13 protein-coding genes are annotated in these 13,890 nt (G+C 59.8%); 2 read left to right on the forward strand and 11 right to left on the reverse strand.

The genetic code is table 11. The features are described 5' to 3' along the window. Positions 1-153: 153 nt before the first annotated feature. The 5 genes from GSQ93_RS07115 to oxlT form a co-directional block, all read right to left on the reverse strand. Complete coding sequence (locus GSQ93_RS07115) at positions 154-909, reverse strand: GntR family transcriptional regulator (RefSeq protein WP_158935016.1); 756 nt, start codon at positions 907-909, stop codon at positions 154-156. Next, positions 899-1,120: a hypothetical protein gene (locus GSQ93_RS07120; protein WP_158934914.1), complete on the reverse strand. Its 222-nt coding sequence runs from the start codon at positions 1,118-1,120 to the stop codon at positions 899-901. Before GSQ93_RS07120 ends, GSQ93_RS07115 begins: the two co-directional genes overlap by 11 nt. Positions 1,121-1,234: 114 nt before the next feature. Beyond that, positions 1,235-2,263 (reverse strand): 2-dehydropantoate 2-reductase, encoded by a 1,029-nt coding sequence (locus tag GSQ93_RS07125; RefSeq protein ID WP_158934915.1) that lies wholly within the window; start codon positions 2,261-2,263, stop codon positions 1,235-1,237. Between the two features lie 136 nt (positions 2,264-2,399). After that, the gene (locus GSQ93_RS07130; protein WP_158934916.1) at positions 2,400-3,386 is read right to left on the reverse strand and encodes a LysR family transcriptional regulator; all 987 of its coding nucleotides are present in this window, start codon (positions 3,384-3,386) and stop codon (positions 2,400-2,402) included. After that, on the reverse strand, positions 3,383-4,735 hold the full coding sequence (gene oxlT / locus GSQ93_RS07135; RefSeq protein ID WP_158934917.1) for an oxalate/formate MFS antiporter: 1,353 nt from the start codon (positions 4,733-4,735) through the stop codon (positions 3,383-3,385). The genes GSQ93_RS07130 and oxlT overlap by 4 nt, the downstream gene beginning before the upstream one ends. Before the next feature lie 408 nt (positions 4,736-5,143). On the opposite strand from oxlT, the gene GSQ93_RS07140 reads away from it, so the two are divergent. Together GSQ93_RS07140 and GSQ93_RS07145 are read left to right on the forward strand one after the other, a co-directional pair. After that, positions 5,144-6,064, forward strand: a complete 921-nt coding sequence (locus GSQ93_RS07140; protein ID WP_158935017.1) for a LysR family transcriptional regulator — start codon at positions 5,144-5,146, stop codon at positions 6,062-6,064. 132 nt (positions 6,065-6,196) lie between these two features. Further along, a complete protein-coding gene (locus GSQ93_RS07145) occupies positions 6,197-6,547 on the forward strand; it encodes a hypothetical protein (RefSeq protein WP_158934918.1) in 351 nt (116 codons plus the stop codon). 98 nt (positions 6,548-6,645) lie between these two features. Here the strand turns inward: GSQ93_RS07145 and GSQ93_RS07150 are convergent, their stop codons facing one another. From GSQ93_RS07150 to GSQ93_RS07175, 6 genes are all read right to left on the reverse strand, one after another. Continuing rightward, positions 6,646-8,097, reverse strand: coding sequence for an aldehyde dehydrogenase family protein (locus GSQ93_RS07150; RefSeq protein WP_158934919.1), 1,452 nt, complete (start codon positions 8,095-8,097; stop codon positions 6,646-6,648). A 43-nt stretch (positions 8,098-8,140) separates the two neighbouring features. Further along, positions 8,141-8,593 (reverse strand): PAS domain S-box protein, encoded by a 453-nt coding sequence (locus GSQ93_RS07155; RefSeq protein ID WP_158934920.1) that lies wholly within the window; start codon positions 8,591-8,593, stop codon positions 8,141-8,143. 109 nt (positions 8,594-8,702) lie between these two features. After that, on the reverse strand, positions 8,703-9,953 hold the full coding sequence (frc, locus tag GSQ93_RS07160; RefSeq protein ID WP_158934921.1) for a formyl-CoA transferase: 1,251 nt from the start codon (positions 9,951-9,953) through the stop codon (positions 8,703-8,705). A gap of 106 nt (positions 9,954-10,059) precedes the next feature. Then, complete coding sequence (gene oxc / locus GSQ93_RS07165) at positions 10,060-11,814, reverse strand: oxalyl-CoA decarboxylase (RefSeq protein WP_158934922.1); 1,755 nt, start codon at positions 11,812-11,814, stop codon at positions 10,060-10,062. Positions 11,815-12,177: 363 nt separating this feature from the next. Further along, the gene (locus GSQ93_RS07170; protein WP_158934923.1) at positions 12,178-12,798 is read right to left on the reverse strand and encodes a nucleoside/nucleotide kinase family protein; all 621 of its coding nucleotides are present in this window, start codon (positions 12,796-12,798) and stop codon (positions 12,178-12,180) included. A 190-nt stretch (positions 12,799-12,988) separates the two neighbouring features. Then, positions 12,989-13,864: a sugar phosphate isomerase/epimerase gene (locus GSQ93_RS07175; RefSeq protein ID WP_158934924.1), complete on the reverse strand. Its 876-nt coding sequence runs from the start codon at positions 13,862-13,864 to the stop codon at positions 12,989-12,991. Positions 13,865-13,890 lie beyond the last annotated feature (26 nt).

A 13,890-nucleotide genomic window follows, 5' to 3' on the forward strand; every position in this document is an offset into this window, starting at 1 on the left:
GAAGAGAAAATCCGACTCTCGCAGACCACTAACGCTGAAAGCAGCAACCCGGCACCGACTCCGACCGCTGACGTAGGAACCTAGCAACCCGGCATCAACCCCAACCCAGCGCCAGCGCCCCACCCTGACCTAGTGCGAACGAACCCCCGCCTCTCAGTCAAGAAAATCGCAATTAGCCTCAACAAACGCCGCCAAATCCAGCGAATGCTGCCGCACCAGCCTCTCGACCAATTCAGTATCCCGCGCTTCAAGCGCCTCGATAATCCTCATATGATCTTCAATCGACCTCGCCGCCCGATCGCTTTGCGAAATCGTCATCTTCCGGATCGCACGCACGTGCACGAAAATATTCTTGATCGTATCGAAGATAATCTGCGACTTGCTCAACTGCACCATCGCCTGATGAAAGGCAATATTCGCCTCCGAATACTCTTCAATATGCTCAGCCGGCGCCTGATTCTGGAAATGGTCAAACATGTGCCGTAACGTTGCAATCTCTGCATCCGTCGCACGCTGCGTCGCAAGCCTCGCCGCCATACTTTCCAGCGCGGCCCACATATTGATCATCTCGACAATCTCGTGCTTGGTTTTACGCACGATATAAATCCCACGCCGTGGCACCGTTCGCAGAAACCCTTCCTGCTCAAGCAACGTCATGGCTTCGCGAATCGGTGTACGACTCACGCCCAGCGCCTCAGTCAAATCCTTCTCATCCAGCCGGATCTCTTCCCGCGAACGATAAATATCCGCCTCGGAAATGGCCTGGCGCAGCCGTGCATACGCCTGATCGCGCAACGATACGGTCGCGTTGATCGGCGCCAGCGAAAGTGTCACGCCAGCAGGCTTACCTTCCGCCCGCGGCTCAAGAAGACTCGCCGGGGTTGCAGCAACTTCAGTATCAGATGGCATTGATGGTTTGATGTCCCAGGTTCCGCACGCCCGTCGTCGCCCGTGTACCCGTGCCGCCGCCCTGGTCATCCGCCGCCAATCCAGCGTACCGACCATTGTCCTGCGCGCGCTGCAACACGTCTTGCGGCACCGCCGATGCCAGTGCAAACGTCACACCCACACCGCCCGCTACCAAGGCAATTCCGATCACGACTAATAAAGCGATGCTCATTTCCGGCTCCTAGTGGTTTACTCCAAGAGCCTTCAGTATATGTTGCGTCGCAGCGCAGCGCAACATATTTCGTATGTGATATATCAGAAACAACAGCCCTTCTGTGTTCGCAGTTTAAGCGGCTTTTTGCGAACGCGTGAAGGATTCAATCGTTTTGATACCGGGCTTGGCCGTTCCCTGGTTGACGCCTTCCCGCAGTTTGATCAGCGCCAGGACGGCGTCGATCATCGGTGTGTCAATGGCGAGCTTACGGCCGATTTCCTGCACAACAGTCACGATCGGATCGATCTCCATCGGCCGGCGCGCTTCGCAATCCATCAACATCGAGGTCTTGTGAGCCCCGACCGCGGCCGCCCCGTTGATGCGCTTTTCCACATCGACACGAAAATGGACGCCGAGTTGCTGTGCAATGCCCTGCGCCTCTTCCATCATCTGGCGTGACAGCTTGCGTACTGCCGGATCGCTGGTGAGGACATCCAGCGTGGCGCCGGTCAGGGCGCTGATCGGGTTGAAACAGAGGTTGCCCCACAGCTTTAGCCAAATTTCGTCGCGGATATTGTCACGCATGGGCGCTTCCATATCGGCGGCGCTCATGATGTCGTGGAACGCCTGCAGGCGCGGCGTAACCAGCCCGCTCGGCTCGCCGATGGGAAATTTCTTGCCATACACATGGCGAATCACGCCAGGCTCCGCAATCTCGGCGGCAGGAATCAGCACGCAGCCGATCGCCCGCTCCGGTCCAAGCACCTGCCATTGCCGTCCGCCCGGATCGACGCTTTCCAGCGTAGTGCCGGCCAGCGCCCCGCCGTGCTCATGGAAATACCAGTAAGGCAGGCCGTTCACCGCCGTGACCACCGCGGTATCCGGCCCGAGCAGCGGTTGCATCAAGTCGACCACGCCAGGCACCGAATGCGCCTTGAGCGCAATCACCACATAATCCTGCGGCCCGAGTTCTGCAGGATTGTTCGTGCAACGAACCTTGACGGTGTGCTCCTCACCATCGATCTGCAAGCGCACGCCGTTCGCCTGCATGGCAGCCAGATGCGGCCCCCGTGCGACGAAGCTAACGTCCGCTCCCGCTCGGGCCAGTTGCGCACCCATGTAACCGCCGATCGCGCCGGCACCGTAAATGCAAATTTTCATTGTCGTCTCCTGGACCATTTTCTCTTCTGATATACAACATATTAGATTCAGTATTGGATAACAACGAAGAAAGCGCAAGAAAAAAGCGCGACTCTTTTTCAAGGAGCCGCGCTTCGAACATTCGGTGCATTGAGGATCAGGCGTGAGCGGTTTGCAGCGGCTTATGTTCCTCATCATAGGACGAAACGACGTGCGTCCAGATACGCGCTGCCTGCACTGGCAACGTACGGTTCTTCCGTTTCACAAGCGCAATGGTTCGCGTCACCGACGGCCATAACGGCACCGGTTGCACCAGCGCTTGGGCCAAGGCTGCGCCTGCGTGCATCGGTTGGATGCCAATGCCCAGTCCGGCCGCGACCATCTGCACGACGCTCGCAGCCTGGCTCAAGCGCTGAAGCCTGACGTTCGACGCACCGTGTTCATCGAGCGCACGCGCAATGACGTCGAAACTGCCTGCGTCGTCGTCGAGAAGGAACAGGCTTGCACCGCTCAGGTCGCGCCATCGCACCGTGGCATGCGATGCAAGCGCATGTCGCGTCGGAACGATCGCGCACAGGGATTCGGAGAAAAGCGTTTCCGTCGATAAATCGCTGAGATCGTAAGGATTACTATCATTTACGGGATCGGTCAACACACCCATGTCGGCATCGCCGGCGCGCACGAGTTCCAGCACCCTGCCCTGCGGTGCATCATGCAACGTCAGCGCGATATTGGGGTAGCTCGCCCGGCACGATGAGAGCAGCGCCGGCAGCACCGAAGCGACCAGGCCGGAACTGCTCGCTATGGACACCGCGCCGTTTTCGACCGTAGAAACCTGCTGCCCGAAACGCAGCGCCACCTCGAGTTCATCGACCAGCAACGCAATGCGCGGAAGCAGCGCGCGGCCGGTATCGGTGAGCGCGACCTGACGCGTCGTGCGGTCGAACAACCTCATTTCAAGCAGGTCTTCCAGCTCCCTGATACTGCGGCTCGCCGCCGACTGCGTAACGCCGAGCGCGTTGCCCGCCTGGGTGAAACTCCGATGCTGCGCCAGGACCACGAACAAGCGCAATTGCTGCAGCGACACGCCGGACGCCTTCAACCGCTGCCCGGTATCAGCGATATCAGTCTGGCTCCGGGTCATTGTGCCGACGAGTTGCGCGGCGTTTCTGTCCAGGCAGTCTGAAACGTGGCGGCATCGAGCCGCCTCGACTCAGCGACCGTGTTATCAATCCAGCGCTTTCTCATCGGCGCGAGCACGAACTTCGCACACAAGCCAGCGGCAATCGAGACGGTGGCCGTCGCGATGAACACCGCGTCCCATGAGCCAATGGCCGATAGTACCGAGGCGAGCGGCACCAGCATGGAAGCGGTGCCCTTCGCCGTATAAAGCGTACCGGCGTTGGCGGCGGCGTATTTGCTGCCGAAGGTATCGGCGCACGTGGCCGGGAAGATCGAGAAGATTTCACCCCAGCACAGGAACGTGATGGCCGCGAAGAACATGAACAAGTAAGGGTTGTGGCCGAACTCCATGAGACCGAGCAACGCAACGCCTTCGCCGATGAAGATGAAGAACATGGTGTTCTCGCGGCCGATCTTGTCGGAGATCCAGCCGCAGAGCGGTCGCGTGAAACCGTTGCACAGGTTGTCGATCGACAGCGCCATGGTCAGGAGCGGCAAGGTCACGCCGAGCAGGCTGACGGGCATCTTGGCAAAGCCGTATTCCTTCGCGATCGGACCGAGTTGCGCCGTGGCGATCACCCCGCCCGCCGCGACGAACACGAACATCATGTACAGCACCCAGAAGAGCGGCGAGCGGACCATCTGGGCCGTGGTGTAGTCGATCTTCGACGCCACCACGCGCTTGGCCGGAACAGCATAAGCCGGCGGCCGCGGACGGACCAGCAGCATGCCGAGCAACAGGATGCAGACGCCCTGGAAGATGCCGAAGAACACGAAGGTGTGTTCGTAGCCTGACCGCTGGATCATGTTCGAGATGGGGATGACCGTGACCGCCGCGCCCGCGCCGAAACCTGCCGCCGTTAAGCCGGCAGCGAGGCCGCGCTTGTCCGGGAACCACTTGAGCGCCGTGCCCACGCAGGTGCCGTACACGCAACCCGCGCCCACGCCGGCAATCACCGCCGCAATGTAGAGATGGATCAGGCTGGTCGCGTTTGCATCGATGATCCAGCCTAGCGCCGCACAGATCGAGCCGCCGATCACGACCGGCCGCGGGCCGAATTTATCGACGAGCCAGCCTTCCAGCGGAACCAGCCAGGTTTCGGTAACAATGAAAATGGTGAACGCGGTTTGAATCGCCGCCTGGCCCCAGTGATGTTTTGCATCCATCGGGACTACGAATAAAGTCCACGCGTACTGCAGATTGGCGACTAGCCCCATGCAGATGATGCCGATGGCGAGTTGAGCCCACCGATTGTTGTGCCACCCCATTTTGGGCTGACCAGCGGACGGTGCCGTCGCTGCGTTTGCCATGTCTGTCTCCGTTATGTTTCAGCGCTCGTGCGGCGCGTAATCAACAGCTTCATCGACTGCTTCATCGATTACTCAATCGACTGCGGCACACCGTATCTTGGTCACCGGTGTGAGGGGTCTTGGTCGGTCAGGGAACGTGTTCGTGGCGTGGCGGTGCGACTACGGCCCAACCCATCCTATGGGCCGTAAAACTACGAGCGGTAAAAAGAAGAATCATTTTTAAGCGATTCCCGATGTTCTGGTGTTTATAGGGACAACCCGGATAAGACCTGCCGCTGCGCTCTCCCCCCGTGCACCTTACGAAACTACCGCACGTTGAAAGCATCCTGCGGCAGAAAAACGATTAGGGAAAGTTAGAAAAATTTATTGTATAAATTCAGGATCGTTTATAGGTGGAGATCCGTCATGATGCGAAATGCGACGCTTAGGCAACTGAAAATATTCGAAACCGTCGCACGGCGACTCAGCTTCTCGCGCGCCGCCGAAGAGCTCTACCTCACCCAGCCGGCCGTCTCCACGCAGGTGAAGCAGCTTGAGGAGCACGCGGGACTGCCGCTTTTCGAGCAACTCGGCAAGAAGATCTACCTGACATCGGCCGGTCAGGAAATGCTTCATCACAGCCGCGCGATCCTCGAACAGTTCCGCGAAGCCGACGACGCCATGGCGCGACTCAAGGGTATTTCCGGAGGCACGCTGAACGTGGCCGTGATCAGCGCCGGCGATTATTTCTTTCCGCGCTTGCTGGCCGAATTCACCAAACGCAATACCGAGGTCAAGCTGAACCTGGCGGTTCATAACCGCGAAGAACTCCTGCACCAGCTCACCGACAACCTCACGGACCTCGCAATCATGGTTCGCCCGCCGAAGGACATGGATACCGAGAACGTTTCGTTTGCTCCGCACCCTTACGTGATCGTGGCGCCCCCTGACCATCCGCTGGTGGGCAAGAAGAACATTCCGCTTGAATCGCTTGTCGAGGAGCCGTTCATCGTCAGGGAGCGGGGTTCTGACACCTGGAATTCGATGGAGGAAGGTTTCGCGGGACGGCTCAAGCCGCTGAACATCGCCATGGAAATCACCAGCACGGAGACCATCAAGCAGGCGGTGATCGCCGGTATGGGGATCAGCTTCCTGTCGGCGCATACGGTCAGCATGGAGTTGCAGATCGGACGGCTGGCCGTGCTCGACATAGCGGGTTTTCCCGTAATGCTTAACTGGTATCTGGTGCATCGTCATAACAAGCGGCTTCCGGCAGTGGCGATGGCGTTCAAGCAATTCCTCATCGACGAAGGGGCGGCGCAAATCTCGGCTATTACGCATATCGGGTAAACCATCTATTAGGTATCTTTAATAGTTAGGCTAAAAACAAGTGACTATCGTATATGGATCAATGTTCCTATCCTGCAGTTAAGCCAAGCAGCAAACATCACGCTGTCAGTCACGCTTAATCAGGAGACGACCATGAACCGTTCACACACCACGATCGCCGATGCACGCGAACTCCAGAGTCAGCTTTGCGCCTACAACAGCGCCTTCGAAGAACTTGACCTGATGTTCCGCTGGGACGTCGAAACACTTCGGTCGCTGGCGCACGCTCCCAGCGATCAGGCGCGCATTGCGCAGTACATCGAATTGCATTGCCCTCACTTGCTCAAGGCGTACAGCGCGGAGTTCCTGTGCGAGGCCATCGTGGACAGGAAGAACGCCTATTACGAGGCCTGCCGTGCCACGACCATCGCCCGCGCCGACGACACCCGTGGCGCACAAATGTGGCGGCCCGACTGCGATAGCCCTCACGCGCAAGCGGCTTGAGGCATTCGGCCTGGCGTTGTTAGCGCCTGAGGTCATGCCTCAGGTATCAAGCTCTCAAAGGGGGCGGGTTGATCAACCCGCCCCTTCTTGCATCCAGCTCATTGCGCCAACGACACCCACACGCTCTTAGGCTCCGTGAAGTTCTCGATAGCCACATCCCCGTGCTCGCGTCCAAAGCCTGAATCACCCGAACCGCCCCACGGCAATCGCACGTCGGTATAACCGTATGTATTCACCCAGACCGTGCCGGCCCTGAGCGCCGACGCCATCCTGTGCACCCGGCCTATGTCTGCACTCCACACACCCGCCGCGAGGCTGTACAGCGTCCCGTTGGCAATGCGTACGGCGTCTGCTTCGTCATCGAAGGGAATCACGCTGACAACCGGGCCGAAGATCTCTTCCTGCGAGATGCGCATCTCGTGTTCGACATTGGCAAACACCGTGGGCTCGACAAAATAACCGCGCTCGCCCCAACGTCTGCCACCCGAGACAATCGACGCCCCTTCGCCCTTCCCAATGTCCACGTAATCGAGCACCGTCTGCATCTGCTTCGCGGAAATGAGCGGTCCCATGGACGTTTCCTTCTGCGATGGATCACCCAACGTGATCGACTTCGCACGCTGCGCCAGACGTTCGACGACCTCGTCATATACCGATCGCTGAACGAGGACTCGCGAGCCCGCCGAACACACTTGCCCCGCGTTGAAGAAGATCCCCGACGCAGCCGCGCGTGCGGCCTGATCGAGATTGGCATCGGCGAAAATGACGTTGGCGGACTTGCCGCCCAGCTCAAGCGTTACTCGCTTGAAGTTGACCGCCGCGCCCTGCAAGATGCCCCGCCCGACCGACGGCGAACCCGTGAACGTGACCTTGTCCACGCCCGGGTGCGCTACGAGCGCGTCGCCGACCACCGAGCCCTTGCCGGTCACAATATTGAGTACGCCCGGCGGCACGCCTGCTTCCAGCGCGAGACGGCCAAGCATTAACGCCGATAACGGCGTCAGCTCCGCGGGCTTGACGACCAGCGTGCAGCCGCAGGCAAGCGCGGGCGCGATCTTCCACATGCCGATCATCAACGGGAAATTCCACGGCACGATAGCCGCGACCACACCGACCGGTTCGCGCACGGTATAAGTCAGCGCGTCCGGGCGTGTGGGTACCACTTGTCCATTGATCTTGTCGCACCAGCCCGCGTAATACGCGAGGGTGTCGATGGCTGCCGGTACATCCTGGCGCCGCACGCCGGAGATCGGCTTGCCGGCGTCGAGACTTTCCACCGCGGCAATTTCATCCTGATGGGTGCGCATCAATTCAGCAAAGCGCATCAGGATCCGGCCGCGCTCGGATGCCCTGATTGCATTCCACGGTTTCAACGCGGCGCGCGCCGCCTGCACGGCACGGTCGACATCCGCCGCGGTGCCCTGGGCAACGCTTGCTATCGGCGTCTCGGTCGATGGATCGATAATGCTGGAATACGCGCCGCCACCGGGCGCCACTGCTTCGCCACCAATCAGCAGCTCGTAACGTTTCACGTCCGCTTGGGCGGTCATTGTTGTCTCCTTTTACGCTATTGCAATCCCGCGGGCGATCTCTCTATTCGGATCGCGCGCCAGATTTTGCTTCGAGTTCAGCGAGGCGCTTGCGCAGGTTTCGCTCTTCGGTGAAGCGGCTGGTTTCATCGCGTATGACGGCTACGATGCCGGTCACACTCTTTTCCTGTCCCGCTGAATGCAGCAGCGCTACCGTGAATGCAATCGATAAAGACCGGCCGTCCTTGTGCACGGCCGGCACGCGCAGCACGTCGTGTCCGTAACGTGTCTCGCCGGTCGCCATGGTTTTTTCGTAGCCGCTCCAGTGACGCCCGCGCAAGCGTTCGGGAATGATGAGGTCCAGCGAATTGCCCAGCGCTTCTTCGGGCGTGAAGCCGAACATGCGCTCGGCGGCGGGGTTCCACAGGGTGATCGCGCCACGGGCGTCGGAGATGACCACCGCGTCGCCAATCACGTCGACCAGTTGCTCGAAATCGATGGGGGATGTTGTATGCATGGCGCTATTCATTGTTGAAATGGCCTTGGTCTTTCTGGCCGCGATTCAGGCAGCGCCGTGGGTCCATCAAGGCAATCCACGGCGCGGCGGTTTCGCGCTTATTTCACGTTCAAACCGCTTGTTTCTGATGCAGGTTGGCGATCTGCGCGCTGCTGTAACCCAGGCTCTCGAGCACTTCATCCGTATGCTCGCCCAGCAACGGCGATCCCGTGATCTCCGGCTTCATGTCCGAGAACTTGATCGGGCTACCCACCGTCAGATACGAGCCGCGTTCCTTGTGCTGGACTTCGGCAATCGTGCCGCTTTCACGCAACGACGGATCGTTGGCCAGCTCTTTCATCGTCAGCACAGGCGCGCACGGAATATCGAACTTGCGCAGGATGTCCACCGCTTCGAACTTGGTTTTATCGGCGAGCCATTCTTCAATCGTCTTGAAGATGTCGAAGATATGCGGCTGACGTGCGGAAGCCGTGTTGTAGTTCGCGTCTTCAATCCACTCGGGTTTGCCGATCGCACGGCAAATCGGCGCCCACGCGTGACCCTGGATCGTGAAGTAGATGTACGAGTTCGGATCAGTTTCCCAGCCCTTGCATTTCAGCACCCAGCCCGGCTGGCCGCCGCCGCCGGCATTGCCGCCGCGCGGAACAACATCGCTGAATTCGCCGTGCGGGTATTGGGGATATTCCTCGAGGTAGCCCAGCCGGTCCAGGCGTTGCTGGTCGCGCAGTTTCACGCGGCACAGGTTAAGCACGCTGTCCTGCATCGATACCGCGACCTTCTGTCCCTTGCCCGTCTTGTCGCGGCCGATCAGCGCCGTCAGGATGCCGATGGCGAGGTGCATGCCGGTGTTGCTGTCGCCCAGCGCCGCTGCGCTGATGGTCGGCGGACCGTCCCAGAACCCCGTGGTCGATGCCGCGCCGCCCGCGCATTGCGCGACGTTTTCGTAGACCTTCAGGTCGTCGTAATGGTGGCCGTCGCTGAAGCCTTTCACCGACGCCAGGATCATCTTCGGATTCAGTTCCTTGATGTACTGCCACGGGAAACCCATCCGGTCGAGCGCACCCGGACCGAAGTTTTCCACCATCACATCGGATTCCTTAATAAGCTTCTCCAGGACTTCCTTGCCTTCCGGCTTTTTGGTGTCTAGCGTAAGTGACTTCTTGTTGCTGTTGAGCATCGTGAAATACAGCGCGTCGACGTCCGGGATATCGCGCAGTTGCGTGCGGGTAACATCGCCCGACCCCGGGCGTTCCACCTTGATCACGTCGGCGCCGAACCACGCAAGCAACTGCGTGCAGGCCGGACCTGCCTGCACGTGCGTGAAGTCGATAATCTTGATTCCCTCGAGTGGCTTGCTCATGATTCCTGTCTCCTGACTCACTGGCTAAAGGTGGGTTTTTACTGATTTTCCAGGCGGTGACATCGGCGGCGCGTGTTTGCATTGCCGCCGGTACCTTCCAAGCGGATTACTTTTTCATCGCCGTGCTTTGCGGATTCAGATTCGTCAGGCGACCGCTCTCGGTGCCCGCGGCTTCATCGATCACCGCATTGATCAGGGTCGGCTTACCGGACGCAATGGCTTCCTGCAGCGCCTCCGTCAGTTCTTCCGGCGTCGTGGCGTGGCGGCCAATGCCACCGAATGCTTCAATCATCTTGTCGTAGCGCGCGCCCTTGACGAACACCGTCGGGGCAACATCTTTGCCGCCGGTCGGGTTCACATCGGTGCCGCGATACACGCCGTTGTTGTTGAAGACAATCGTGCAAACCGGCAGGTCGTAGCGGCAGATCGTTTCGAGTTCCATGCCGCTGAAACCGAACGCGCTGTCGCCTTCTATGGCGACGACCGGCTTGCCGCTCGTGACCGCCGCACCAATCGCGAAGCCCATGCCGATACCCATGATTCCCCACGTACCCGAGTCGAACCGCTTGCGCGGCTCATACATGTCGATGATGCTGCGGGCATAGTCAAGCGTGTTCGCCCCTTCGTTGACCACGTTGATGTCCGGGCGCGTCTTCAACGCGTCGCGGATCGCGCGCAAGGCGCTGTGGAAATTCATCGGCGACGGATTTTTGGCCAGTGTCGCGGCCATCTTTTCCAGGTTCTTGTTCTTGCGCTCGGAGATCGCGCCCGTCCACTCGGCGGGAGGCTTCGGGAAGCTTGCATCGATGCCGCCCAGCAACGCCGACACGCAGGAGCCGATATCGCCAATCACCGGCGCAGCAATAGCCACATTGCTGTCGATTTCCGTCGGCGAGATGTCGACCTGGATGAATTGCTTCGGCGCGGCGCCCCACGTCTTGCCCTTGCCGTGCGACAGCAGCCAGTTCAGGCGCGCGCCGATCAGCAGCACGACGTCGGCTTCCTGCAGCACGAACGAACGCGCTGCCGACGCCGATTGCTCGTGGGTATCGGGCAGCAATCCCTTGGCCATCGACATCGGCAGATAAGGAATGCCGCTCTTTTCCACAAGCTCGCGAATCTGTGCATCGGCCTGGGCGTAAGCCGCGCCCTTGCCGAGCAGGATCAGCGGACGCTTCGCGCCCTTCAGCACGTCGAGCGCGCGCTTGACGGAGTCAGGCGCCGGAATCTGGCGCGGCGCCGCGTCAACCACCCGTACCAAAGACTGCTTGCCCTTCACTGCGTCGATGGTCTGGGACAGCAGTTTCGCCGGCAAGTCCAGGTAGACGCCGCCGGGACGGCCCGACACGGCCGCACGGATCGCACGCGCAATGCCGATGCCAATGTCTTCCGCGTGCAGGACGCGGTACGCGGCCTTCGCGTACGGTTTGGCGGCGTTGAGCTGATCCATCTCTTCGTAGTCGCCTTGCTGCAAGTCGACGATCTCACGCTCGCTGGATCCGCTGATCAGGATCATCGGAAAGCAGTTGGTAGTCGCATTGGCAAGCGCTGTCAGGCCGTTCAGGAAGCCAGGCGCTGAAACGGTCATGCAGATGCCCGGCTTTTGCGTCATGTAGCCGGCGATAGCCGCCGCATTGCCCGCGTGCTGCTCATGACGGAAGCCGATGAAGCGCATGCCTTCGGCTTGCGCCAAGCGCGCCAGGTCGGTAATGGGAATGCCGACCAGCCCGAAGATGGTGTTGAGGTCGTTCAGTTTCAGGGCATCGATGACCAGATGGAAACCGTCGGTGGTCGCCGGTGTTTCTTGCTTCGTTGTCTCCGCTGCAGTGGCGGTCTGCGGGTGGTTCAGTACTTCTGCCATAACGTCTCTCCTCCTTGGCTGGCGTTGTTTGGTTTGTGATATACAATATTCCACACACAGTATTAGTCAAGAGGATTTGTTTGGCGAATTGAGCGTGGTGCGGTGCGACTGGGTTGTAAACGCTAGCGCTACGGCAGGTTTGCCGTTTTTTTTGCTGCGTTGCGATGAGGGCCGTTTAAGCGATGCAAGAGATTTCGCCCCCGAGAATTGGGGCGAATGGAGACTGCATTGGCAGGGGTGCGGCGCGACCGGTTTGGGCGCGCGTTGGGATGGGTTTACCCGCGCTTGGAGGCGGGTAGCAGGGGTTGATTCGTCAATCCAGGTAGATCGACGGGGGTGGTTTCTTCTCTGTCGTCACACGTTCTATGTCGTCCATTGGAAAACGAGATCGGCGCGCCCGCGCGTCTTGTCAATCAGCGCCGCGTTCACTTCGTCGGTTCGCTGAACCCATTCGCGGGCGGCGTCTTCATCGCGGCCAAACTTCACGTGGCGCGCAATAAGCCGCTGCAAGCGTAACGCTGGATCGACGTCGACGTACCAGGCTTCGTCGAGCAGAGGGCGAACGGCTGTCCAGTGGCCTTGCTGCAGCAACAGATAGTTGCCTTCGGTGATCACAAGCGGCACGTCCGGCATGACCGGAATGGCCCCTGCAATGGGTTCTTCGATCTCTCGGCGAAACGTGGGGGCATAGATCACCTCGTCGTGAGACTGCACGCGCAGGCGCGCGAGCAGTGCGACGTAACCGGCGCTGTCGAAGGTATCTTCGGCACCCTTGCGGGACGCGCGGCCAAGACGCTCGAGTTCTACGTTCGCAAGATGAAAACCATCCATAGGCACGACCACCGCGCGGCCTGGCAGTGCGTCGAGAATGGCCTGCGCCAGCGTTGATTTGCCGGCGCCCGGCGCACCTGCCAGCCCAAGGATACGACGCTGGCCATCGGCCACAAGCTGCTCCAGTCGAGCAAGAAAACGGTCTTCAATCATCGGCACAATCCTGTGTGGTTTCTAAATGGCTTGGCACATCTCATCGGCATTCAAACCGCCCGGCCGTCCTCCGCGAAACGAAGACAGCACACGGCCCGGCAGCGCGGCATTGCTTCGCGGTTAGCGCATGGCGGCCACCGTTCTACGTTCCCGCGGCGTGTCCTTCCGCACCGCCCCGGCAACGATGTCGCTAATGATGCGCCCTTGCTTTAGCCGCAGCATTAATGCCGCCAGCGATGAACGTCCGCGCATGAGTGGCCAGATCCATGCTGTCGTCCCACAGGTTCCGCCAGATTGCCAGCGCGTTCGACAATTGCTCGTTGACAACGGTCGACGAGAAGCTTTCGAACGTGACGACGCCCTCATAGCCGATCATGGATAGTGCATGAAAGAACTGGGCAAAATCAATCGTGCCCGATCCCAGATAGCCCCGGTTACTTTCGCCGATGTGGACATAACCCAAACGCTTCCCGCATGCCAGAACGGGCTGCATGAAGTCCGATTCCTCAATATTCATGTGGTAGGTATCGAGGTGCACGACAACGTTGGGCGCATCGACTTCATCCAGCATGCCAAGCGCTTGTGATGCCGTGTTAAGCAGGTTGCTTTCGTATCGATTCACGACTTCGAGGCCGAGGGTAACATCCTTCTTCAAGGCGAAATCGGCAATCCGCTTGAGCGAGTCAACCGCATTGCGCCTTCCCTGCGCGGTGAGCGGCGCCTGGTACTTCGCCATTGCGCCGTACAAGATCCCGCCGAAGTAATTACCGCCCAGTTCCGCCGTGATGCTGACGCCCTCTTCCAGCAACGCCAGACCCCGCGCAACCGACTCCGGATTGTCGCTGGATACATCAGCATCTAATGTAAGGCCACGCGAACACCCGATCTCAAGACCATGCTCCTGGAGCAGGTCACGCGTGAGGGTCAAGTCCATGACCTTGGGGCCGTGAAGGGACAGCTCGACCAGATCAAAACCTGCCGCCTTGGTCTGGCTGATGACCTTGCGGGTCGACTCCGGCGTCAGGTCGCCGGCCCATACCAATGCATGAACACCGAGCTTATTCATTGAATCACTCCTCCGGTAACGGTCGC

Source organism: Burkholderia sp. S171 (assembly GCF_009766085.1).
In the GTDB taxonomy this organism is placed as follows: Bacteria; Pseudomonadota; Gammaproteobacteria; order Burkholderiales; family Burkholderiaceae; genus Caballeronia.